Source organism: Tateyamaria sp. (assembly GCF_039940735.1).
In the GTDB taxonomy this organism is placed as follows: Bacteria; Pseudomonadota; Alphaproteobacteria; order Rhodobacterales; family Rhodobacteraceae; genus Tateyamaria.
The window spans coordinates 1-19,870 of sequence record NZ_JBDVGB010000088.1; the positions used below are offsets into that span (position 1 = coordinate 1).

Consider the following 19,870-nt stretch of genomic DNA (forward strand, 5'->3'; position numbering starts at 1 on the left):
GATAGGCCTGCACAGCCAACGTGTCGAAATTAAACGGACGCATTATAAGCGTCGCGGGCAGTTCTTTCATCACATCCACGAAGACGATCAACAGCGCGGTCAGCAGGCTTGGCGTCAGGATCGGCAAGTGCACGCGGCGTAGTGTGGCCATTGGTCCCTTGCCCAACGACCGACTGGCTGCGTCCATATTGGCATGCACGCGGGCCTGTCCGCCCTCATAAGCGCCCAAAGCCGCCGCCAGAAACCGCACCATATAGGCAAAGACCAAAAGCCAGATCGATCCCGTAATAAACAACCCGGTCGACACATCAAACGTGGCGCGCATCCACGCATCCAGCGCATTATCAAAGGCCGCGAAGGGCACCAACAAGCCCACGGCAATGACCCCACCTGGAACGGCATAGCCCATCCGCGCCATATAGTTCGCCCCAGAGGCCAAACGCCCAGGCTGCATCCTCTGGAAATAACCCAACAGGATCGCCGCCACGAGCGTCAGCCCCGCAGCTAATCCTGCAAGCGTCAAAGAATGACGCACAAAACCGATATAACGCGGGCTGAACAAATCTTGTTCTGACCCGATGCCAAGACTAAGCAGCGAAATAACCGGAACCACAGCCCCTAAAAGCACCGGCAACCCACACAAGACCAGCGCGGCAGCCGCCTGCCAGCCGGCCAGCTCAATGGGTGGGTGTTGTTTCTGCCCCTGACTTGAGTCGTGATATTTCGCCTGCCCCCGTTGTTTGCGTTCGAGCACCGCAAGCAACAGGGCGAATGTCAGTAAACACAGCGCCAATTGCGCCGCCCCCGTGCGGTCGCCCAAAGAAAACCAACTGGTGTAAATGCCCGTGGCAAAGGTTTGCACGCCAAAATAGGCGACCGTCCCGAAGTCTGCGATTGTCTCCATGACTGCTAGCAACACGCCTGCCGCGATCGCCGGGCGCGCCAGCGGCAGGCTAACCCGCCAAAAGGCCACCAGAGGTCGCGATCCAAGCGCACGAGCAGCCATAAAAGTTGACCCGCTTTGTTGCAAAAAGGACGCCCGTGCCAACAAGTAAACATAAGGGTAAAGCACCAACACCAGCATCACGGCAGCCCCACCAAGAGAGCGGATGTCCGGGAACCAATAGTCGCGCGGCCCCCAACCCATCATGCTTCGCAAAGACGTCTGCACAATGCCCGGATGATCCAACACATGCGTATAAGCATAGGCCAGCACATAGGCCGGAAACGCCAACGGCAACACCAGCGCGATTTCAAACAATCGCACCCCCGGAAAGCGAGTCATCGTGACCAGCCAGGCCGACCCGACACCGATAGCAAATGTGCCAAGCGACACCAAAATCACAAGCAGCCCAGTGTTAGCCGCGTAACGTCCCAACACACTGTCCGCCAAATGCGCGATCGTATCCGTGCCACCTGTCATCGCAGCAATCAGCACGGCCAACATCGGCAACAGGCACAGACCTGCAACGACAAGGGCACCCCACGACAACAAACGCGGCGCGGCGCGCGGTGTTTTTGAAATGATCGAAGACAGTGGCAAAGAGACAACCTTGGTTAAGTTGACGCTTTATCTTACGTTTTCGCTCGGGTTTCTAGTGCTTGGGGTGCCACATCAGTCGTAACTGCGTTGGTCTTCGATCACGAGCCCATCTTTGGGCAGCGCCCCCGGCGCGAACAATTCAACCTTGCCCTTCAGTTTCAAAGTTTCGACCACACTTGCAGCATAGGCTTGCGCATCGGTCCCCGTACTTTCCAATTGAACGGTCATGGCATCTTGTTCGCCTTCCCGGCGTGCGATCACGCGGGCGCGGGTCACTTCGGAATGCTTCGCAACAAGCGTCGCCACCTGTTCGGGGCGCACAAACATACCTTTGATCTTGGTCGTTTGATCAGCGCGCCCCATCCAGCCTTTTATGCGCATATTCGTCCGCCCACAGGGGCTTTGACCGGGCATAACTGCGCTCATGTCTCCTGTGGCAAAGCGGATCAGCGGGTAATCGGGATTTAGCGAAGTCACGACCACTTCGCCCACCTCACCCTCAGCGACAGGCGTGCCTGTGCCGGGTATGACGATTTCGACAACAACGCCCTCGTCGACGATCATGCCTTCTAAGGCCTGGCTTTCATAAGCAATGTTGCCCAAATCTGCCGTCGCATAGCACTGCATACACAAGATGCCACGATCCGCGTATTCTTGGCGTAAGGACGGAAACAAAGCACCGCCGCCCACCGCCGCACGGGTTAATTTCAACGGCACACCCATCTGATCTGCTTTATCAAGGATCACCTTCAGATAATCAGGCGTACCGGCATAAGCTGTCGTGCCAATGTCGCGCGCTGCTGTAACTTGCAACTCGGTCTGGCCAGTACCGGCGGGCAACACGGCCGCGCCCACAGCCCGCGCACCTGATTCAAACATCATCCCCGCAGGTGTCAGATGATACCCAAAACAGTTTTGCACAATGTCATCCGCACCAATGCCAACCGCGCGCAAAAAACGCCCCATGCGCCACCAATCAGGCGTGATGCCACCCGGTTCATAGATCGGGCCCGGCGATTGAAACACATGAGCAACATTTGACACTGGAAGCCCCCCAAAAGGAGGTTTCTCTGCCTGCCATTTCGCGAGGTCTGACTTGCGCAAAACCGGCAAATGTCGCAAATCATCCAAAGACTGTAACGTGCCCACCTCTGGCAAACAGGTGTCCGCCGCTGCAGCCACACGTGCAATCTGTTCATTTACACGCGCCAATTGATCGCCTGCACGCGCATCCGCACTCCGGGTTTCCAGATCGTCAAGTAAGTCAGGCACACGCGTCTTCAAGGGAACCACCGTTTCATGTTTGTAACTCAAGCCAGTGCCTGAAAATTTGCACGCTTTGTTTGTCCGGCCAAGACCTTCAGCTCAGCCAACGCTTACGCCGCCGGTAGGACCGTACATCGCGAAACGACTTCCGCCCCTCATCGGACATGCCCAGATAAAACTCCTTCACATCTGGATTTTCGCGCAACTCGGCCGCAGGGCCATCCATCACCACGCGCCCCGATTCCAAGATGTATCCGTAGTGCGCAAACCGCAGGGCGACATTAGTGTTTTGTTCAGCCAACAAAAACGTCACGCCCTCATTTTCGTTCACCGACTTCACGATCTCAAAAATCTGTTCAACCAGCTGCGGCGCCAAACCCATACTCGGTTCATCTAACAAAATCGTCTCGGGGCGGGACATCAACGCGCGGCCAATCGCCGTCATCTGTTGCTCGCCGCCGGATGTATATCCCGCCTGCGACTTGCGTCGTTCACGCAGTCGCGGGAAATAGGTGTATACCATCTCGAGGTCAGCCGCGATTGCACCCTTACCATCAGTTCGGGTATAGGCACCGGTCATCAGGTTTTCCTCAACCGTCAAATGCTCAAAACAGTGGCGGCCCTCCATGACTTGAACAACACCTTTTTTCACCAAATCAGCAGGGTCCGCATGGGCTGTATTCTCGCCACGATATTCAATCGTTCCCTTTGTCACCTCACCCCGTTCAGAGGCCAATAGACCGGAAATTGCCTTCAAGGTCGTCGTCTTGCCCGCGCCGTTGCCACCAAGCAAGGCAGTGATGCCACCTTTCGGCACCTTCAGGCTGACACCCTTTAAGACAAGGATTACGTGGTTATAGATCACCTCGATATTGCTGACCTCAAGTACGGTCTCGGTTTTCACCTCGGCGTCCAGCATGACATGATCCTTCATTGTTCGAAAAATACTCAAAAAATCCCGGACGGCGACACATGCCGCCGCCCGGAAAAGTCGCTTAGTTGCAGCCCGGCGTAATGCCAGACTCAGCCGCATAGGCCGCGCTGTCTTCTGCGATCAGTGGATCAATCACATTCAGATCCGAAGGAGCAAAGTCAGATACCAACTTCCACTCTTTCGCCGCGGCATCCCACTGGGTCATGCCGACAAGGCCGGGGCCACCGTGGTTTGCACATGACACCGAAAACGAAGGACCAAAGCCCGGCAGGCCCAGTTCCGCCATCTTGGCTTCTGTGATCTCAAGCGCTTCCATACCGTCGCGCATCATCGCTGCAGTAATGTCTGCCGTGCCATGGATTTCCTGCGCTGTTTTGGCTGATTCAGCAGCCAACATCGCCGCATACAGACCGCGGTTATACAGAACAGTCCCGATTTGGTCGCCAGAACCGGCAGCCAAACCTTTGTCGACAACGTGCGTTTTGATGTCATCAAAGACAGGGAAATCATCGCCCACACCGTGGAAGGTCAACGCTTTATACCCGTTCGCGGCTTCGCCGGCAGGCAACACGTCGTTCTCAGAACCCGACCACCAGATGCCGATGAAGTTTTCCATCGGGAAACGGATGTTGGCAGCTTCTTGGATAGCGACTTGGTTCATCACTCCCCAGCCATACATGATGACGTAATCAGGACGCTCGCGGCGAATTTGCAGCCACTGCGATTTTTGTTCCTGACCCGGGTGATCAACCGCGACTTCCATGAACTCAAAGCTGTGCTTTTTCGACAGCTCTTGAAGCGTGCGAATAGGCTCCTTGCCATAGGCCGAGTTGTGATAAACAAGCGCGACTTTCTTGCCGCTCAGGTCACCTTGCTCCAGCAGATAGTTAACCGCACCGGACGCCCCATTCCAATAGTTGGCCGGGTAGTTGAACACATGCCCAAACACTTCGCCATTCGCCGCAGATGTACGCCCATACCCCATCGAGTGGATCGGAATATCGTCTGCCGTCGCTTTGGGAATCAACTGGTAAGTGATGCCGGTGGACAGGGGTTGATAAACCAACGCACCGTCACCTTTGGTCGCTTCATAACACTCGACACCCTTTTCGGTATTATACCCAGTTTCGCATTCTGGGACTGCAGTTTTCACACCACCAATGCCACCATCACGCTCGTTCAAAAGCGTGAAATAATCCGCATAACCATCTGCAAATGGAATACCACCCGCCGCGTAAGGCCCTGTACGATAGCTCAAGGACGGGAACACAAGGTCCGCCATCACAGGGCTTGCCGCCATCATGGCCGCCGTGGCCCATGTTGCTAGCTTCATCTTCATCGGTTTTTTCCTCCCATTGGTTTCGTCCGATTTGTGGCCCCATCGGGCCTTCCGTAAGGCGGGGTTTACCCCGCCATTGTTGGTGACCGACCCGTCAATGCGGGAAGGGCCACAATCTCAACTTCTCTTTGGCAACGCGCCACAACTGCGCCAAACCATGCGGTTCAAGGATCAGGAACATGATGATCATCCCCCCAACGATCACCAAGTTAAAGTGGGCCACGATGTCTGTCGGCCAAGCCAGAAGATCCACACCAACCAGCTTTAACAACACAGGCAACACGACCAAGAACGCAGCCCCCGCAAACGCTCCGAATATTGATCCCAAGCCGCCAATGATGATCATGAACAACACAAGAAACGACTTGTTGATGCCGAACACCTCACCAACCTCAACCGCGCCCAAATAGACCGCAAAGAACAGCGCGCCTGAAATACCAACAAAGAACGAACTGACCGCAAAGGCCGTCAACTTGGCCTTCAACGGATTCACTCCAATGATTTCAGCAGCAATATCCATGTCCCGGATTGCCATCCACTGTCGGCCAACAGACCCACGTGTCAGATTACGTGCAATGATTGCAGCACCAATGGTGAAGATAAGGCAAAACAGATAGGTCGCCCAAGCTTCCGTGTTGGGACCAGTGACGTTCACGCCAAACACTGCCCGTTCGGGCGCGTTGATCTGACCCGACGCAGAATAGTTGTAAAACCAGCTGACCTTGTTGAACAACCAAACAAGAAAGAACTGCGCCGCAAGCGTCGCGACGGCCAGATAGAACCCCTTGATCCGCAAACTCGGAAGGCCGAATGCCGTCCCCACAAGCGCCGTTATCCCGCCCGCGATAATCACATGGAAAAAGATATTCACGTCCGGAAATGCCGTCATCAGCTTGTAACAGGCATAGGCCCCCACAGCCATGAAGCCACCGGTGCCCAGCGACACTTGGCCACAATATCCAACCAGAATATTCAAGCCAATGGCGGCAATCGTATAGATCAAAAAGGGCAGAAAGATCGAATTGACCAGATAATCGTTCATCACAAAGGGCATCACACACGCCGCAACGATCAGAACGACATAATATCTATACCGGTCAAATTTGATCGGAAAGGTTTGGCTATCCTGCGGATATGTCGTCGAAAAATCGCCCGCTTCACGATAAAGCATAAATCGCCTCCCTTGCTGCGCTCATATTAAGTGCTGCGTTAACCAACCCATCAGGTTTTCCTATTTTGCCACATTTCGCCCCAATTCCCCTGACACCTTGATCGTGGGAAAACGGAGTGGGATCTATGACTGCAATATTGGATGGTATGCACCGTCTTGATGCCGCGCATAAACGCGGCGAAATCAACGCTATTGATCTGGCCGCAGCCAAAGCACGGTTGCTGGATTCAGTGCCCGATGCCGATGCGCCGGAAACAACTGTGTTTGACGAGCCGCCGCCGCGCGAAAAACGCACAGGCATTGGGCCGACATTGTTGCTGTGCACCTTGGTGATGACCATCTGTGTCGGCGCAGCCATGCTGCTGACAGGTGACATCATGTTGTCGACAACACTCGCGATCACAGTGCTTGCTGCCATGACGGTTGTGCTATTTCGCCAACTTGATGGGTGATCACACGCGTTCAATGATCTTCTCCCCGAACAGGCCTTGAGGGCGGAAGACAAGAAAGATCAACGCCAACACATAAGCAAACCAGTTCTCGGTCGCGTTCATGGTAAAGCCAAACAACGCGCCAGCCAGATCGCTGGAGGACATGAAAAACTCAAACAACTTTTCGCCGACACCGATGATCAGTCCCCCGACGATTGCGCCGGGGATGGACGTAAAGCCACCCAACATCAAAACAGGCAAAGCCTTGAGCGCAATCAAGGACAGCGAAAACTGCACCCCTGATTTTGCACCCCACATGACGCCAGCCACCAGTGCGACAAATCCCGCGACCGACCAAACAAGTATCCAGATATAGTTCAGCGATACGCCCACAGACAGTGCCGCCTGATGGTCATCCGCCACGGCCCGCATCGCGCGCCCCTGTTTGGTGTATTGCGAAAACGCGACCAGCGCCGCCACCAAAATGATCGCAATAATTGTGGCCGTAATGTCCAGATTGTCGATAAAGAACCCGTAGCCAAAAATGCCAAAGGTCGTCTCGTCAATCGCTTCATTGATACCTTGCGGCAAACAGGTACCGGCCGTCAGACACACATTCAGCGTCTTAATCTCGGATCCCCACATCAGATCCGCGACACCCTCTAGTAGATAAGCCAACCCGATGGTCGCCATAAACAAAAGGATCGGTTCTTGGCCCACCAGCTTGCTGAAAATGAACCGCTGCACCCCCCAAGCAAGGGCAATCATCACGACAACCGTTAGTGCGATGGCGATGACCGAATGCAATTCCCACCCGAAATAGTGAATGTTGGTGCCAAAGATCGCGTTGATCACGTGGTAAAACGGCACTTGTCCCGTCTGAATGCCGACCAAAGTCATCGCCGCAAACAGCGCCATGACCCCTTGCGCAAAGTTAAAGATGCCCGACGCTTTGAAAATCAGGACAAAGCCCAGCGCCACAAGCGCATACATCACCCCGGCCATCAACCCATTCAGGAAGACCTCCATCGCATAGACCAGCTGATCGTACATCGCTTACCCTTTCCATCCCATCGAGGTGCAAAACGCGGCCGCTTCCAGCCCCGTTATCGCAGCAAACGTCACACGGTCGCCCGCGCCCGCATTAAACAAAACATAAGTGCCCGGTGCGTCAGAGGTGCAGTCGGCATAGGCCCGTTGCGGGCCCGGAAAATTCAACTCGACCAAACCAGCGGCACGCAGCCGCGCGTCGGCACTGACCCAACCCGTTGCCTCGAACGTGGCCCATGCCGGCGCTTTTGGGCCAACGCCGCTACAGGCCCACTTGCCCGGCGTGGTCGACGTGCCGCGATCATGTGTGAAACTGACCGCCATATCGAAATTCCCGGCAGAGCCTTGCGGATGCACAACCGTGGCCCGCACGCCACTTTCATCAGTGTCCAACGTGGCAGGCGGCGTTTCAAACGCCCAAGCCTCAGCCGGTTTGGCCGCGATATAGCGAACGCATTCGGTCAAAGCCCGGTCAAACAACGCGGAATCTTGCGCCACACCCGCTTGCGGCACGACCCAGAAGGCCGTCACGATAAGGCAGGCTTTAACTCTCAAGGTCAGTCTCCACGACAACATAGGTTGTGTGTGAATCCGTGGACTTGGTGCGCATCATGACGCCCGGGTCGATCCATTCGTTGCTGACCAACCAGTCGCCGTCCGGCACATAAAGGTTCTGGGCAAATTGCTCATCGCGCCAAGCCAGTTCTGCTTGGGTCATCTCTTTGCCAACGAATTCAACCGCGCAGGTCCGAACACCCACGCTGGGGGCTTCGTCCAGAACAAGCAGATATCCTTCGGGCGTCGGGCCATAAACCAAACGCGCTTCATGCATCTGATCGATGGGCTGCGCCGGCAACCCTTCCGTTACAGCAAGCGTGAGGTGTTCGAACGGGTCCAGACAACGCGCTACAAACATGTCCCAAGCCGTCCCCGCCTGCGCAGCCCCTGCCCCACCCATCAAGGCCATGCAAAACAACGAGGCGAGCATATAACGACAAGCTTGAGCGCCACCATTTTGAGCGAGCGTTTTAATCATGCGCAACCCCAAGATAAGCATCGATCACGGCTTGATTGCCGCGCACTTCTTCAGGCGTACCGTCACCAATCTTTTTGCCGTAATCCATCACAACCACCCTGTCTGACAGATCCATAACGACACCCATATCGTGTTCGATCAATGCAATTGTGGTGCCAAATTCGTCATTCACATCCAGAATAAAGCGGCTCATGTCCTCTTTTTCCTCGACGTTCATGCCTGCCATCGGCTCGTCCAGCAGCAACAGCGACGGCTCTGCCGCAAGGGCGCGGGCCAGTTCGACACGTTTTTTCAACCCATAAGGCAAGCGCGCAACCGGGGTCTTGCGGATGGCCTGAATTTCCAAAAAGTCGATAATCTTTTCAGCAACTTCCCGGTTGGCCGTTTCTTCAGCCTCGGCCTTGCCCTTCCAGAAGGTTTGGGCAAAGAGCCCCGTCTTCATATGGGTCAAACGGCCCGTCATCACGTTGTCCAGAACGGACATCCCTTCAAACAAGGCTATGTTTTGAAAGGTGCGCGCAATGCCTTGGCGTGCAACTTCAAATGGCCTCATCGGCGGACGTGGCTGGCCTTTGTACAAAACCTGCCCATCCTGTGGCACATAGAACCCCGAGATCACGTTCAGCATCGAAGATTTGCCTGCCCCGTTGGGCCCGATAATGGCGCGAATTTCACCCTCGCGAATATCAAACGAGATATCCTTGATCGCCTCGACCCCGCCAAACCGCAGGGTAATATTTTTCATTTCCATCACAACAGGGCCGATTTTGCGCCCATCCGCAGTGGTGTATCCGTCAGTTTGATCCAGCATCAGGTCCACCCTTCGCTATTCAAAGAAATCCGCCCCAAAGGGATGGTGGGTGGGGCGAAGCCTGCAAGGCGAGCGTCACGCATCATCATTCCGCCGCCATCTGTGTCACTATGGCCGAGGTCTTCGCGCTTTGGATCAAAAGCGTCGCTGAAATCGAACCTTTTCGCCCATCCTCATAGGTAACTTCCGTGGTGGTCGAGACCTCATTTGACCCATCGTACAAGGCATCGATAATATCCGCGTACTTCTCTTCGATGATCCGGCGGCGCACCTTTAAGGTCCGCGTCAACTCGCCATCATCCGCATCCAACTGTTTGTGCAGCACGACAAAGCGATACACCTGACAGCTCGACAGCATCTCGTCCTGTGCGACAGAAATATTCACCTCTTCCACATGGTTCTTGATGGTGGCTAGCACTTCGGGATGCTGCGCCAGTTCTTGATAGGACGCATAGCCAATGTTGTTGCGTTCTGCCCAATTCCCAACGGCATTCAAGTCGATATTGATAAAGGCTGTGCATTCGTCGCGATCATTGCCAAAAACAACCGTCTCCAGAATATTGGGGAAAAACTTCAGCTTGTTCTCGACGTATTTTGGCGCAAACAGCGCGCCCGAGGCCGTCTTGCCCACGTCTTTGGCCCGATCAATGATCCGCAAATGCCCGGTGTCTTCTTCGATAAATCCGGCATCCCCCGTAGCGACCCAACCCTCGGCATCCTTGGTGTCCGCAGTGCTTTCAGGGTTCTTGTAATACTCAACAAAAACGCCGGGAGAGCGGTAAAACACTTCGCCATTGTCGGCGATCTTTAATTCTACCCCCGGGCATTGCACGCCAACTGTGTCGCTTCGTACCTGCCCATCGGGTTGGGCGGTAATGAACACCGTCGCTTCGGTTTGCCCGTAAAGCTGCTTTAGGTTAATCCCCAAGGACCGATAAAAATCAAAGATTTCAGGCCCGATCGCCTCGCCCGCGGTGTAACCGACGCGGACACGTGTAAAGCCCAGCGTATTCTTGAGCGGCCCAAAGACCATCAAATCCCCAAGCTTGTATTTCAGGCGATCCATAAATCCGACGTCGTTGCCGTCCAACATATCGGGCCCGACCTTGCGCGCATGATCCATAAAGTAGTGGAACATGCGTCGTTTGAACTTGCCCGCATCTTCCATGCGGATCATCACATTGGTCAGCTCGTTTTCAAACACACGGGGCGGTGCGAAATAGTATGTTGGCCCGATCTCGCGCAGGTCCACATGCATCGTTTCAGCACTTTCAGGACAGTTGGTGCAAAACCCGGTCCACAGCGCTTGTCCCACGGAAAAGATAAAATCCCCAACCCAAGCCATTGGCAGATAGGCCAGAATGTCATCACTCTGACGCAACCCATCAAATTTCGAAGACGATTTGGACGTCTCGATCACGTTGCGATTGCTCAGCACGACGCCTTTGGGCTTGCCGGTCGTCCCTGACGTATAAAGCATCACGCACGTGCTGTCGTAATCCAGCTTAGCAATACGGCGTTCCATTTCGGGTGCCAGTTCAGCACGCTTGGCACGACCGGTGTCTTGAACCTGCGCATATTGATGCAGCTTGGCATGATCGTATTTGCGTAGACCGCGTGGATCCAAATAAACGATCCGTTCGAATTGCGGCAAATCGGGTGAAACTTCGATCACCTTATCCACCTGTTCTTGATCGCCTGCGATCACAAACCGTGCGCCGCAATGCCCAAGGGTATAGGCCATCTCTTCGGCTGCCGCGTCCTGATACAGCGGCACCGGGATCGCACCGCACATTTGTGCAGCCATCATCGACCAATACAGCGTGGGGCGGTTGCGTCCGATGACGGCAATGAAATCCCCCTCAGACACGCCCAAATCGATAAGACCAAGCGCCAGCGCTTCGATCTCGTCACGGGTTTGGGACCAGCTCCAACTTTGCCAGATACCGAATTCTTTTTCTCGGTACGCAGGCGCGTCAGCAAACTGTGTGGCGTTGCGGTGCAAAAGTGCTGGGACGGAGCTCAACCCCGCCTGATCGGCCATCTCGGCTGTCACGCAATATCCTCCCTAATTGCCGGTTTCCGGCGTATTTTGGCGGGCTACGCGAATCCCACAAATTTATCGTTGCGGACGCGTCTGGACCTGTCAAATCTTTCTTAATACATTCGGAAATGTAACCAATTGTTACGATCGCAAGGGAATAACAATAATGCGCGCGCCAAACACCTTTCACCGCTCGCAAGACACGTCCGTTTTGCTGCGCTCTGGGTTGAACATGATCCAGCAGGCACTGTCGATTTACAGCGACGACCTTAGGTTGATTGTAGCCAACCAACGCTTTCGCGCCTTGTTTGATCTGCCGTCTCACCTGTGCACACCGGGCGCGTTGTTTTCAGACACAATCCGTCATCTGGTACAAACAGGTGAATATGGCCACGTCGCCAATGCCGAAGAATTTGTAGACGCACGCGTTGCGCAGGCGTTGACCTTTGAACAGCATTACATCGAGCGCAAGCGCGCCAATGGCAATTGGATCTCCATCGAAGGCGGGCCGTTGCGCCAAGGCGGCTGGATTGCCGTTTACACCGACATTACCGAAATCAAACGCCAAGAAGAAATGATGCGTTCGCGTTCGGATGAATTGTCGGGTCGCCTGCTTGACCGCTCCGAAGAACTGGCGCGCGCCAACCGCGCACTCGAAGCAACGATCAACCGACTGCATGAAACTCAACAGCACCTCGAAGCGGCAGAGGCCCGCGTCCGTCTCGCGGCTGAAACGACTCCGGCGCATATTGCCCGCATGGACCTGCAAGAACACTATACCTATTCCAACCAACGCCTGCCGCTGGATCCTTTTAACGGCGCAACAGACATCGTGGGGCACACAGCACAGTCGGTTCTGGGGCCAGACATCTACGAAGCGGTATCGCCCGCCATACATTCCGCGCTGGATGGCAATGCCAAAGTGGTCGAATTCACCGTGGCGAAGGATGGGCGCAACATTCGTTCGGCCTTTACGCCTGACACCAACGCAGCCGGAGCCGTGACCGGGGTCTATGTTTTGTCGATGGACATCACCTTTTCTTCGGCCGACGACCCAAAACCCAGTCGGGCGGCACAATTTGGCACGTGGACTGCACAATTTGACAGGTTGGACCTGATACAGGACGATACAGGCACAGCCATCCCTTTGACCGTCGCAGAATCCAACCTGCTTCGGGTGTTCCTTTTGGCCGCAAATCGGCTGCTCACCCGAGAAGAGATTTTTGCCGCGCCCGGCCTACACCCCAGTTCAGCACGTGCATTGGATGTCCGCATTTCACGGTTGCGCCAAAAGTTGGGCGAAGACCCAAAATCACCAAAACATATCCGCACTGTTTACGGCGCTGGCTATATCTTTATCGGCGATGTCATCTGGTCGGAATGATGCCCCTATTGGGCAAAAACACCCGCAGCATGGGCTAACACTTGCAATCCCGCGACCAGATCGTCCTCCTGCGTGTCTTCCTCAAACGCATGGCTGATTCCATTGATCGAAGGCACAAACAGCATCGCCACAGGCAAGAGCCGCGCCACATTCGTCGCATCATGCAAAGCCCCCGAAGGCATCTTGCGCCACTTGTTAGGCGACACTTCCTCGGCCCCAGCTTCAAGACGTGCGCGCAACTTTGCATCCATGGCCACTGGTTCTAGCCCCAGCATTGGCCCTTTCTCAACATCAAGGCCCATCTCGGTGGCTACTTCTTCTAATACCGCATCAATAACCACCTGCATCCGCCCCAAACGCGCCGCATCCCCATCCCGCCACTGCATCGAAAACCGAACCTGACCCGGTACGATGGATGACGCATTGGGGCTGATCGATACATGCCCAATTGTCCACACAGATTGCGGTGTAACCACGTTACGCAACCGATCATTGAGCCGCGCATTAAACGTGCTTAACCCCTGAAACGCATCGCGTCGCAATGCCATGGGCGTGGTGCCTGCGTGATTTTGCTGACCACTCAGGGTGATCACTTGATCCCGTATACCAACAATATCCGTAACCACGCCAATCTGCTCGCCAGAGGTATCTAACGTCGGTCCTTGTTCGATGTGCAGCTCGATAAAACCAGTGAACTGCGCCGCATCCACAGGTGCGCCCACACGATCCCCCAGCAAGGAGCGCGCCTCTGCCAAAGACACGCCATCATGGTCGCGCAACTGATCGGTATCCATCAATGATACACCACCCGACCAAACCGCAGACCCTGTGGTCACGCCAAACCGCCCCTCTTCGTCCTGAAACGACACAACTGAAATCGCGGGTCCACCGCTTTCGCGGGCTGCGCGTGCAACCTCCAAAGCAGCGACAACACCCAATGCCCCGTCTAACCAGCCACCTGTCGGCTGACTGTCCGAATGCGACCCCAGCAACAAAGACGGCCCCTTTGCCAACCCAAACAGATTACCCATTGCGTCCCAGCGCGGGGTCAAGCCAGCTTCGGCCATCTGTGATGCCAACCAATCCCGCGCAGCCAAATCCGGTTCAGAATAAGCAGGGCGCACAACGCCTTTGCCAACACCGCTTGCACCAAAACTGCGAAGTTTATGCAAATCAGACAGAAATCGGTTGGGATCGATCATAAGGGCCTCTCAACATACGATGGAAGTAAAAGCAGGAACCTTCATCATATGGAATGAAAAGCCTCTGTTGTCATTTTTCGTCAGTAACCCAACCTATAAAAGACAAAAAAGGAAACCAAATGATCAAGTATTACTATCCAGACGGAACGCACTGCTACCGCGCATTGCACACAGCACACGCCGTATATCAAAGCGATGATGGTAAACTGATTGCGCGCGCTGAAAAGCCAGACAGATCAGATATGTATGAGTTTGAAATCACCGGTTTCGAACTCGTCGAAACCGGTGTTCTTTGTACATAACCCAAGCAAAGGTGGCGGCTTAGCCAAAAGCATCGTGGTCTATTCTGCGGCCACTGCTCCGGCGGCCGCTTCGACCTTCACAGCCGAAAACTTGAATTCGGGGATTTTCCCATAGGGATCAATCGCCGGATTGGTGAGGATGTTCGCCGCTGCCTCGACAAAGGCAAAGGGCAAGAACACCATATCCGGCGCGACCGCACGATCTTCGCGGGCCATGATTTCAATCGAACCACGTTTGGTCGTCAATCGAACAGTCCCACCCGCAGGCACTCCCAGCTTGCGCAACGTCGATGGGTGCAGCGAACAGTTCGCTTCGGGTTCGACGGCATCCAAAACAGTAGAACGGCGCGTCATTGATCCGGTGTGCCAGTGCTCTAGCTGCCGACCCGTTGTTAAAATCATCGGATATTCAGCATCAGGCACATCATCCGGTGCGATCACAGACGCAGGCGTGAACCTTGCCCGTCCTTCAGGGCGCGGGAAACCGTCGCCAAATACGATCGCTTGGCCCGGGTCTTCGGGCGACAAAGACGGATAGGTCACGGCATTCTGCACCTCCAACCGATCCCAAGTGATGTTGTCCAGCGACTTCATGTTCAGTTTCATTTCCGCGAACACATCAGCAGGCCCTTCATAGGTCCAACCAAGACCCAGCCGCTTGGCCAGCTCTACCTCAATCCACCAATCTTGCTTGGCTTCCCCCGGGGGCGGCAACGCGGGGCGGCCCATCTGCACCTGACGGTTTGTGTTGGTCACGGTGCCCGACTTTTCAGCAAAGGCTGATGCTGGCAGGATCACATCGGCATAATTCGCCGTTTCAGTGATGAAAATATCCTGCACGACCAGATGATCCAGCTTAGCCAGTGCTGCACGTGCATGTTCTACATCCGGGTCCGACATCGCCGGGTTTTCGCCCAGAACATACATCGCCTTGATCGAACCAGCATGAACCTCGTCCATGATCTCGGTCACGGTCAGGCCTTTCTCGTTCGAGAAATCCCCCGACTGCCAAACATCTGTAAACGCATTGCGCACACCGTCATCCGTGACCGTCTGATAGTCCGGCAAGAACATCGGCACGAGGCCCGCATCGGACGCGCCTTGCACGTTGTTCTGCCCACGCAACGGATGCAGACCTGCACCGGGCCGACCCACTTGTCCTGTCATCAAGGCCAGTGAAATCAGGCACCGCGAATTGTCCGTTCCATGAATGTGCTGGCTGACGCCCATCCCCCAGAAAATCATCGCCGATTTAGCACCCGCAAAGGTCCGCGCCACATCGCGCAATACCTCAGCCTCAACCCCACATATCTCAGCCATCTTTTCGGGCGCGAACTCCTTTAGGTGTTCTTTTTCCGCTTCCCAGTTTTCGGTGTAGGCATCGATGTACTGCTGATCAAACAGACCTTCTTCGACGATCACATGCATGATTGCGTTCAGCATGGACACGTCTGCACCGGGGCGGAATTGCAGCATATGGCTGGAAAAACGTTTCAACGCTTGGCCCCGTGGATCCATCACGATCAGCTTGCCGCCGCGTTTGGTGAACTGCTTGAAATAAGTGGCCGCGACAGGGTGGTTTTCAATCGGGTTACAACCGATGACAATCGCGACGTCCGCATTCTCAATCTCGTTAAACGTCGCCGTCACCGCGCCTGATCCGACATTTTCGATCAAAGCGGCCACCGAACTGGCATGGCACAGGCGCGTACAGTGATCGACGTTGTTGTGGCCAAATCCTTGGCGGATCATCTTTTGGAACAGATACGCTTCCTCGTTGGTGCACTTGGCCGACCCAAAGCCAGCGACCTCACGTCCACGACCCTTTAGGCCACCTGCGGCAAAATCCAGCGCCTCGTCCCACGTCGCCTCGCGGAACACAGAACCCCAATTTCCGGGATCAACGTTCAAGCCTTTGGCAGGCGCATCATCGCGGCGGATCAGCGGCTTGGTCAGGCGGTGATCATGATGGATATAGTCAAAACCAAAGCGGCCTTTGACGCACAGACGCCCCTCGTTTGCGGGGCCGTTAATGCCCTCAACGTATTTGACTTTGTTGTCTTTGACCTTCAGCGAAATCTGACAACCCACACCGCAGAACGGGCAAATGCTCTCAACCTCTCTATCGAAGTCTGCACTGTCGCCAACCTGCGCGTCATCCACCACAGTCGAAGGCATCAACGCCCCCGTCGGACAGGCCTGCACACATTCGCCGCACGCCACACACGTGCTATCACCCATCGGGTCAGCCAAGTCGAAAGTCGGGTACGCGTCATGCCCACGCCCGGACATACCGATCACGTCATTGACCTGCACTTCGCGACACGCACGCACACACAGACCACAGGAAATACAGGCATCAAGGTTCACCGACATCGCCACATGGCTGTCATCCAGCAACGGAATGCGCCCCTCTTCCAGCTTGGGAAAGCGGCTTTCCGAGACGCCATTGGCTTCGGCCATGTCCCAAAGATGGGCGGACTTGTCATGCGATACATCGCGCTCAGGCTGATCGGTCATCAACATCTCGACCACCATCTTGCGCGCAGTTTCAGCCCGCGCGGAATTGGTGGTGACAACCATGCCCTCGCTAGGTTCGCGAATACAGGACGCCGCCAAAACACGCTCGCCCTCGATCTCAACCATGCAAGCACGACAGTTGCCGTCGGGGCGATAACCGGGCGCCGGTTTGTGGCACAGATGCGGGATCACCAAACCACGACCATTGGCCACTTCCCAAATGGTCATACCTGCTTCGGCTTCAACCTCGGCACCGTCCAGCGTGAATGTCACCTTGTCCGTCATCGCACACACCTTTTTGCAATCAAGGGTACTGTAACCCGACAAATCCACACGCAGGACCCTCAATCCCGACACCACATCCCATTTTCGCGGCGCGCACGTTTCCTATGAACGACGCTCTGCTTCATTGTTCGGATAAATATTCCCGCCGGAGGCTCCAACGCTTCCCACGGACACTGCCCTGCAATAGAACAGACCAAACAGCAGCCAAAGGTGCGCATGTCCCACATCACTCTTATCCGCCACGGTCAGGCCAATTCAGAAGCCACGGACGAGGCAAGCTATGACCGGCTCAGCCCCCTCGGGCATCAACAGGCATCGTGGTTGGGCGATCATATGCGCGCCACGCACCAACGCCATGCCCGGCTTTACACCGGCACCTTGCGACGGCACCGCGAAACGGCCATCGGCATGGACACAGGCCTAACCGCAATCGAAGACGCGCGCCTAAACGAATTGGAATATTTCACCCTCGCCGCAGCCCTGCGCGACGAACACGGTGTGCCAATGCCGACCGAGCAGGAAGAATTCATCCAACACCTGCCACGTGTCTTTTCGGCATGGAAGGATGATATCTTAAAAGGCGCGCCTGAAAGTTTTGCCAGTTTCGAAGACAGGGTGCATTCGGTGATAACAGACATCGGCGCAGGCAATGATCCTGCACTGGTCGTCACATCAGGTGGTTTAATATCGATGGTGATGCGGCAGCACCTTGACCTTAGCATCAAGGCAATGGCCAATGTTGCATTGGCGATCATGAACACGTCCATGCATCACTTTCGCCCCATCGGCGGCACATGGTCACCCGTGTCGTTTAACACCGTTCCCCACTTGGAAATGCCCGATCGCCACCACGCACAAACCCACGTTTGAGGTCCCCAATGAAGCTTTATTACTTTCCCGGTTCCGTCGCCATCGCAAGCGCCATCGCTCTGAACGAAGCAGGCATGGCTTTTGAAACGCAAAAGGTCGATTTCGCGTCCGATGAACAGAAATCCCCGGCTTATGCCGCGATCAACCCCAAAGGCCGCGTGCCTGCATTGATCATAGGGGATCACATCCTAACCGAAACTGGTGCGATCCTTGAATATATCGCGGCACAAACACCCGGCCTTATGCCCACGGACGCAATGGAGGCCGCACACGTGCGCGGCGTGATGTTCTATCTCGCCTCCACCATGCACGTAAATCACGGACATAAGGCACGTGGCCACCGTTGGGCAGACAAAGCCGAAAGCCACGCAGACATGACAGCCAAGGTTCCTGCCACCATGACAGTCAGCGCAGAATACGTCGAAACAGAATGCCTGCGCGGCACTTATATCCTTGGGGACACAGCCTGCGTCGCAGACCCTTACCTGTTTATGCTGTGTTCTTGGTTGCCCGGCGATGGCGTGGATCTGGAACCTTTTCCCAAAATCCGCGCCTTTATGGCCGCTATGGAAGACCGGCCCAGTGTCAAAAAGATGCGCGACACAGGTATGCTGTGACCCATCTTTGGGTGCGCGCAGAACAGCGCGACAATGAAACCCGCGTTGGTCTGACGCCCCAAGGCGCGGCGGAGCTGATCGCGGCTGGTATCAAAGTCACTGTCGAAGACAGCCCGACACGTTGCATTCCCACCGATGGGTATGCCGCCGTCGGGGCCGACATCGCGCCTCAGAACTCGTGGCCTGATGCGCCAAGGGACGCGATCGTTTTTGGCCTCAAAGAACTGCCCGAAGACGGCACACCCCTGCCCCACCGCCACATCATGTTTGGTCATGCCTTCAAAGGTCAACCCGCGGGGCAACGCCTGCTGGCACGCTTTACGCAGGGCAACGGCACGCTGTTTGATTTGGAGTATTTGGTAGACGCGGACAATCGCCGGGTCGCAGCCTTTGGATACTGGGCCGGTTACGCCGGAGCAGCGGTCGCTCTAAAATGTTGGATCGCGCAACAACAAGGGCAGATCGCAGGGCCTATCGCGCCCTATCCCGCGGCAAGCGACCTTCGGGCCGAGTTGCAGGCGGCCCTTGCCGTAAACGGACCCCACCGCCCAACTGCGTTGATCATTGGCGCTTTGGGCCGGGTTGGCACGGGGGCTGCGGATCTATGCACTGCAATGGACGTTCCCACAACGCGTTGGGATATGAACGAGACGGCACATGGCGGTCCTTTTCCAGAAGTCCTGACGCATGACATCTTTTTCAACTGCATCCTTGCGCGCCCCGGCACCCCGGTTTTTGTGCCTGCATCTGCGCCACACGACCCGCGCCGCCTGAGTGTGATTGGGGATATCGCCTGCGACCCCGACAGCGACTTTTCTCCGATCAAGGTGTATGACCAGACGACAACATGGGACGCCCCTGCATTGCGTGTGCACGGCGCGCCCGTCTTGGATGTGACTGCAATCGACAACCTACCATCCATGCTGCCGCGCGAGTCATCAGAAGATTATGCCGAACAGCTTTTGCCAAGCCTGCTTGCCCTTCCCAACCTTGGTGACGGCGTGTGGGCAAGGGCCAAAGCGACCTTTGAACAAGCGATCGCGTAAGGCGCAAAAAAGGGCGGGG

18 protein-coding genes are annotated in these 19,870 nt (G+C 55.5%); 6 read left to right on the forward strand and 12 right to left on the reverse strand.

All coding sequences use genetic code 11. The features are described 5' to 3' along the window. From ABJF76_RS18035 to ABJF76_RS18055, 5 genes are all read right to left on the reverse strand, one after another. On the reverse strand, nucleotides 1-1,537 hold a 1,537-nt coding region (locus tag ABJF76_RS18035), incomplete at its 3' end, for an ABC transporter permease (RefSeq protein ID WP_413822634.1). Nucleotides 1,538-1,615: 78 nt separating this feature from the next. Further along, nucleotides 1,616-2,827, reverse strand: coding sequence for a phenylacetate--CoA ligase family protein (locus tag ABJF76_RS18040; RefSeq protein WP_413819224.1), 1,212 nt, complete (start codon nucleotides 2,825-2,827; stop codon nucleotides 1,616-1,618). 76 nt (nucleotides 2,828-2,903) lie between these two features. Further along, nucleotides 2,904-3,728, reverse strand: a complete 825-nt coding sequence (locus ABJF76_RS18045; RefSeq protein ID WP_413819223.1) for an ABC transporter ATP-binding protein — start codon at nucleotides 3,726-3,728, stop codon at nucleotides 2,904-2,906. A gap of 76 nt (nucleotides 3,729-3,804) precedes the next feature. Further along, nucleotides 3,805-5,082: an ABC transporter substrate-binding protein gene (locus ABJF76_RS18050; protein WP_413819222.1), complete on the reverse strand. Its 1,278-nt coding sequence runs from the start codon at nucleotides 5,080-5,082 to the stop codon at nucleotides 3,805-3,807. 94 nt (nucleotides 5,083-5,176) lie between these two features. Then, on the reverse strand, nucleotides 5,177-6,253 hold the full coding sequence (locus ABJF76_RS18055; protein WP_413819221.1) for a branched-chain amino acid ABC transporter permease: 1,077 nt from the start codon (nucleotides 6,251-6,253) through the stop codon (nucleotides 5,177-5,179). A 125-nt stretch (nucleotides 6,254-6,378) separates the two neighbouring features. Between ABJF76_RS18055 and ABJF76_RS18060 the strand changes: the two genes are divergently transcribed. Further along, nucleotides 6,379-6,705, forward strand: coding sequence for a hypothetical protein (locus tag ABJF76_RS18060; RefSeq protein ID WP_413819220.1), 327 nt, complete (start codon nucleotides 6,379-6,381; stop codon nucleotides 6,703-6,705). Here the strand turns inward: ABJF76_RS18060 and ABJF76_RS18065 are convergent, their stop codons facing one another. The 5 genes from ABJF76_RS18065 to ABJF76_RS18085 all read right to left on the reverse strand — a co-directional run bounded on the left by ABJF76_RS18065 (nucleotide 6,706) and on the right by ABJF76_RS18085 (nucleotide 11,625). Beyond that, entirely contained in the window at nucleotides 6,706-7,737 is a 1,032-nt protein-coding gene (locus ABJF76_RS18065; RefSeq protein ID WP_413819219.1) for a branched-chain amino acid ABC transporter permease, read from the reverse strand. It lies immediately after the preceding gene. A gap of 3 nt (nucleotides 7,738-7,740) precedes the next feature. Beyond that, a complete protein-coding gene (locus tag ABJF76_RS18070) occupies nucleotides 7,741-8,289 on the reverse strand; it encodes a hypothetical protein (RefSeq protein ID WP_413819218.1) in 549 nt (182 codons plus the stop codon). Beyond that, nucleotides 8,279-8,770, reverse strand: coding sequence for a hypothetical protein (locus ABJF76_RS18075; protein ID WP_413819217.1), 492 nt, complete (start codon nucleotides 8,768-8,770; stop codon nucleotides 8,279-8,281). Before ABJF76_RS18075 ends, ABJF76_RS18070 begins: the two co-directional genes overlap by 11 nt. Then, nucleotides 8,763-9,581, reverse strand: coding sequence for an ABC transporter ATP-binding protein (locus tag ABJF76_RS18080; RefSeq protein WP_413819216.1), 819 nt, complete (start codon nucleotides 9,579-9,581; stop codon nucleotides 8,763-8,765). Before ABJF76_RS18080 ends, ABJF76_RS18075 begins: the two co-directional genes overlap by 8 nt. Before the next feature lie 85 nt (nucleotides 9,582-9,666). Beyond that, on the reverse strand, nucleotides 9,667-11,625 hold the full coding sequence (locus tag ABJF76_RS18085; protein ID WP_413819249.1) for an AMP-binding protein: 1,959 nt from the start codon (nucleotides 11,623-11,625) through the stop codon (nucleotides 9,667-9,669). 166 nt (nucleotides 11,626-11,791) lie between these two features. Between ABJF76_RS18085 and ABJF76_RS18090 the strand changes: the two genes are divergently transcribed. After that, a complete protein-coding gene (locus tag ABJF76_RS18090; RefSeq protein ID WP_413819215.1) occupies nucleotides 11,792-13,009 on the forward strand; it encodes a PAS-domain containing protein in 1,218 nt (405 codons plus the stop codon). A gap of 5 nt (nucleotides 13,010-13,014) precedes the next feature. Here the strand turns inward: ABJF76_RS18090 and ABJF76_RS18095 are convergent, their stop codons facing one another. Then, nucleotides 13,015-14,211 (reverse strand): hydantoinase/carbamoylase family amidase, encoded by a 1,197-nt coding sequence (locus ABJF76_RS18095; RefSeq protein WP_413819214.1) that lies wholly within the window; start codon nucleotides 14,209-14,211, stop codon nucleotides 13,015-13,017. 119 nt (nucleotides 14,212-14,330) lie between these two features. On the opposite strand from ABJF76_RS18095, the gene ABJF76_RS18100 reads away from it, so the two are divergent. Further along, nucleotides 14,331-14,513 carry a hypothetical protein gene (locus ABJF76_RS18100; protein WP_413819213.1) on the forward strand — a complete coding sequence of 61 codons (183 nt, stop codon included), beginning with the start codon at nucleotides 14,331-14,333 and terminating at the stop codon, nucleotides 14,511-14,513. A gap of 39 nt (nucleotides 14,514-14,552) precedes the next feature. On the opposite strand, the gene fdhF is transcribed toward ABJF76_RS18100, so the two are convergent. Then, on the reverse strand, nucleotides 14,553-17,318 hold the full coding sequence (fdhF, locus tag ABJF76_RS18105) for a formate dehydrogenase subunit alpha (protein ID WP_413819212.1): 2,766 nt from the start codon (nucleotides 17,316-17,318) through the stop codon (nucleotides 14,553-14,555). Between the two features lie 216 nt (nucleotides 17,319-17,534). Here fdhF and ABJF76_RS18110 point away from each other — a divergent pair, with 216 nt between their 5' ends. From ABJF76_RS18110 to ABJF76_RS18120, 3 genes are read left to right on the forward strand one after another with little or no spacing between them, the layout of a single operon-like run. Next, on the forward strand, nucleotides 17,535-18,188 hold the full coding sequence (locus ABJF76_RS18110) for a histidine phosphatase family protein (protein WP_413819211.1): 654 nt from the start codon (nucleotides 17,535-17,537) through the stop codon (nucleotides 18,186-18,188). 8 nt (nucleotides 18,189-18,196) lie between these two features. Next, on the forward strand, nucleotides 18,197-18,805 hold the full coding sequence (locus tag ABJF76_RS18115; protein ID WP_413819210.1) for a glutathione S-transferase family protein: 609 nt from the start codon (nucleotides 18,197-18,199) through the stop codon (nucleotides 18,803-18,805). Beyond that, nucleotides 18,802-19,851, forward strand: a complete 1,050-nt coding sequence (locus ABJF76_RS18120; RefSeq protein ID WP_413819209.1) for a saccharopine dehydrogenase — start codon at nucleotides 18,802-18,804, stop codon at nucleotides 19,849-19,851. The genes ABJF76_RS18115 and ABJF76_RS18120 overlap by 4 nt, the downstream gene beginning before the upstream one ends. The last annotated feature ends 19 nt before the right edge of the window (nucleotides 19,852-19,870 follow it).

Bases quoted from the DNA above. Each gene is read 5' to 3' on its own strand.
- ABJF76_RS18045 (WP_413819223.1), bottom strand. From the start codon at position 3,728: ATGCTGGACGCCGAGGTGAAAACCGAGACCGTACTTGAGGTCAGCAAT.
- ABJF76_RS18050 (WP_413819222.1), bottom strand. From the start codon at position 5,082: ATGAAGATGAAGCTAGCAACATGGGCCACGGCGGCCATGATGGCGGCA.
- ABJF76_RS18055 (WP_413819221.1), bottom strand. From the start codon at position 6,253: ATGCTTTATCGTGAAGCGGGCGATTTTTCGACGACATATCCGCAGGAT.
- ABJF76_RS18060 (WP_413819220.1), top strand. From the start codon at position 6,379: ATGACTGCAATATTGGATGGTATGCACCGTCTTGATGCCGCGCATAAA.
- ABJF76_RS18065 (WP_413819219.1), bottom strand. From the start codon at position 7,737: ATGTACGATCAGCTGGTCTATGCGATGGAGGTCTTCCTGAATGGGTTG.
- ABJF76_RS18075 (WP_413819217.1), bottom strand. From the start codon at position 8,770: ATGATTAAAACGCTCGCTCAAAATGGTGGCGCTCAAGCTTGTCGTTAT.
- ABJF76_RS18080 (WP_413819216.1), bottom strand. From the start codon at position 9,581: ATGCTGGATCAAACTGACGGATACACCACTGCGGATGGGCGCAAAATC.
- ABJF76_RS18085 (WP_413819249.1), bottom strand. From the start codon at position 11,625: ATGGCCGATCAGGCGGGGTTGAGCTCCGTCCCAGCACTTTTGCACCGC.
- ABJF76_RS18090 (WP_413819215.1), top strand. From the start codon at position 11,792: ATGCGCGCGCCAAACACCTTTCACCGCTCGCAAGACACGTCCGTTTTG.
- ABJF76_RS18095 (WP_413819214.1), bottom strand. From the start codon at position 14,211: ATGATCGATCCCAACCGATTTCTGTCTGATTTGCATAAACTTCGCAGT.
- ABJF76_RS18100 (WP_413819213.1), top strand. From the start codon at position 14,331: ATGATCAAGTATTACTATCCAGACGGAACGCACTGCTACCGCGCATTG.
- fdhF (WP_413819212.1), bottom strand. From the start codon at position 17,318: ATGACGGACAAGGTGACATTCACGCTGGACGGTGCCGAGGTTGAAGCC.
- ABJF76_RS18110 (WP_413819211.1), top strand. From the start codon at position 17,535: ATGTCCCACATCACTCTTATCCGCCACGGTCAGGCCAATTCAGAAGCC.
- ABJF76_RS18115 (WP_413819210.1), top strand. From the start codon at position 18,197: ATGAAGCTTTATTACTTTCCCGGTTCCGTCGCCATCGCAAGCGCCATC.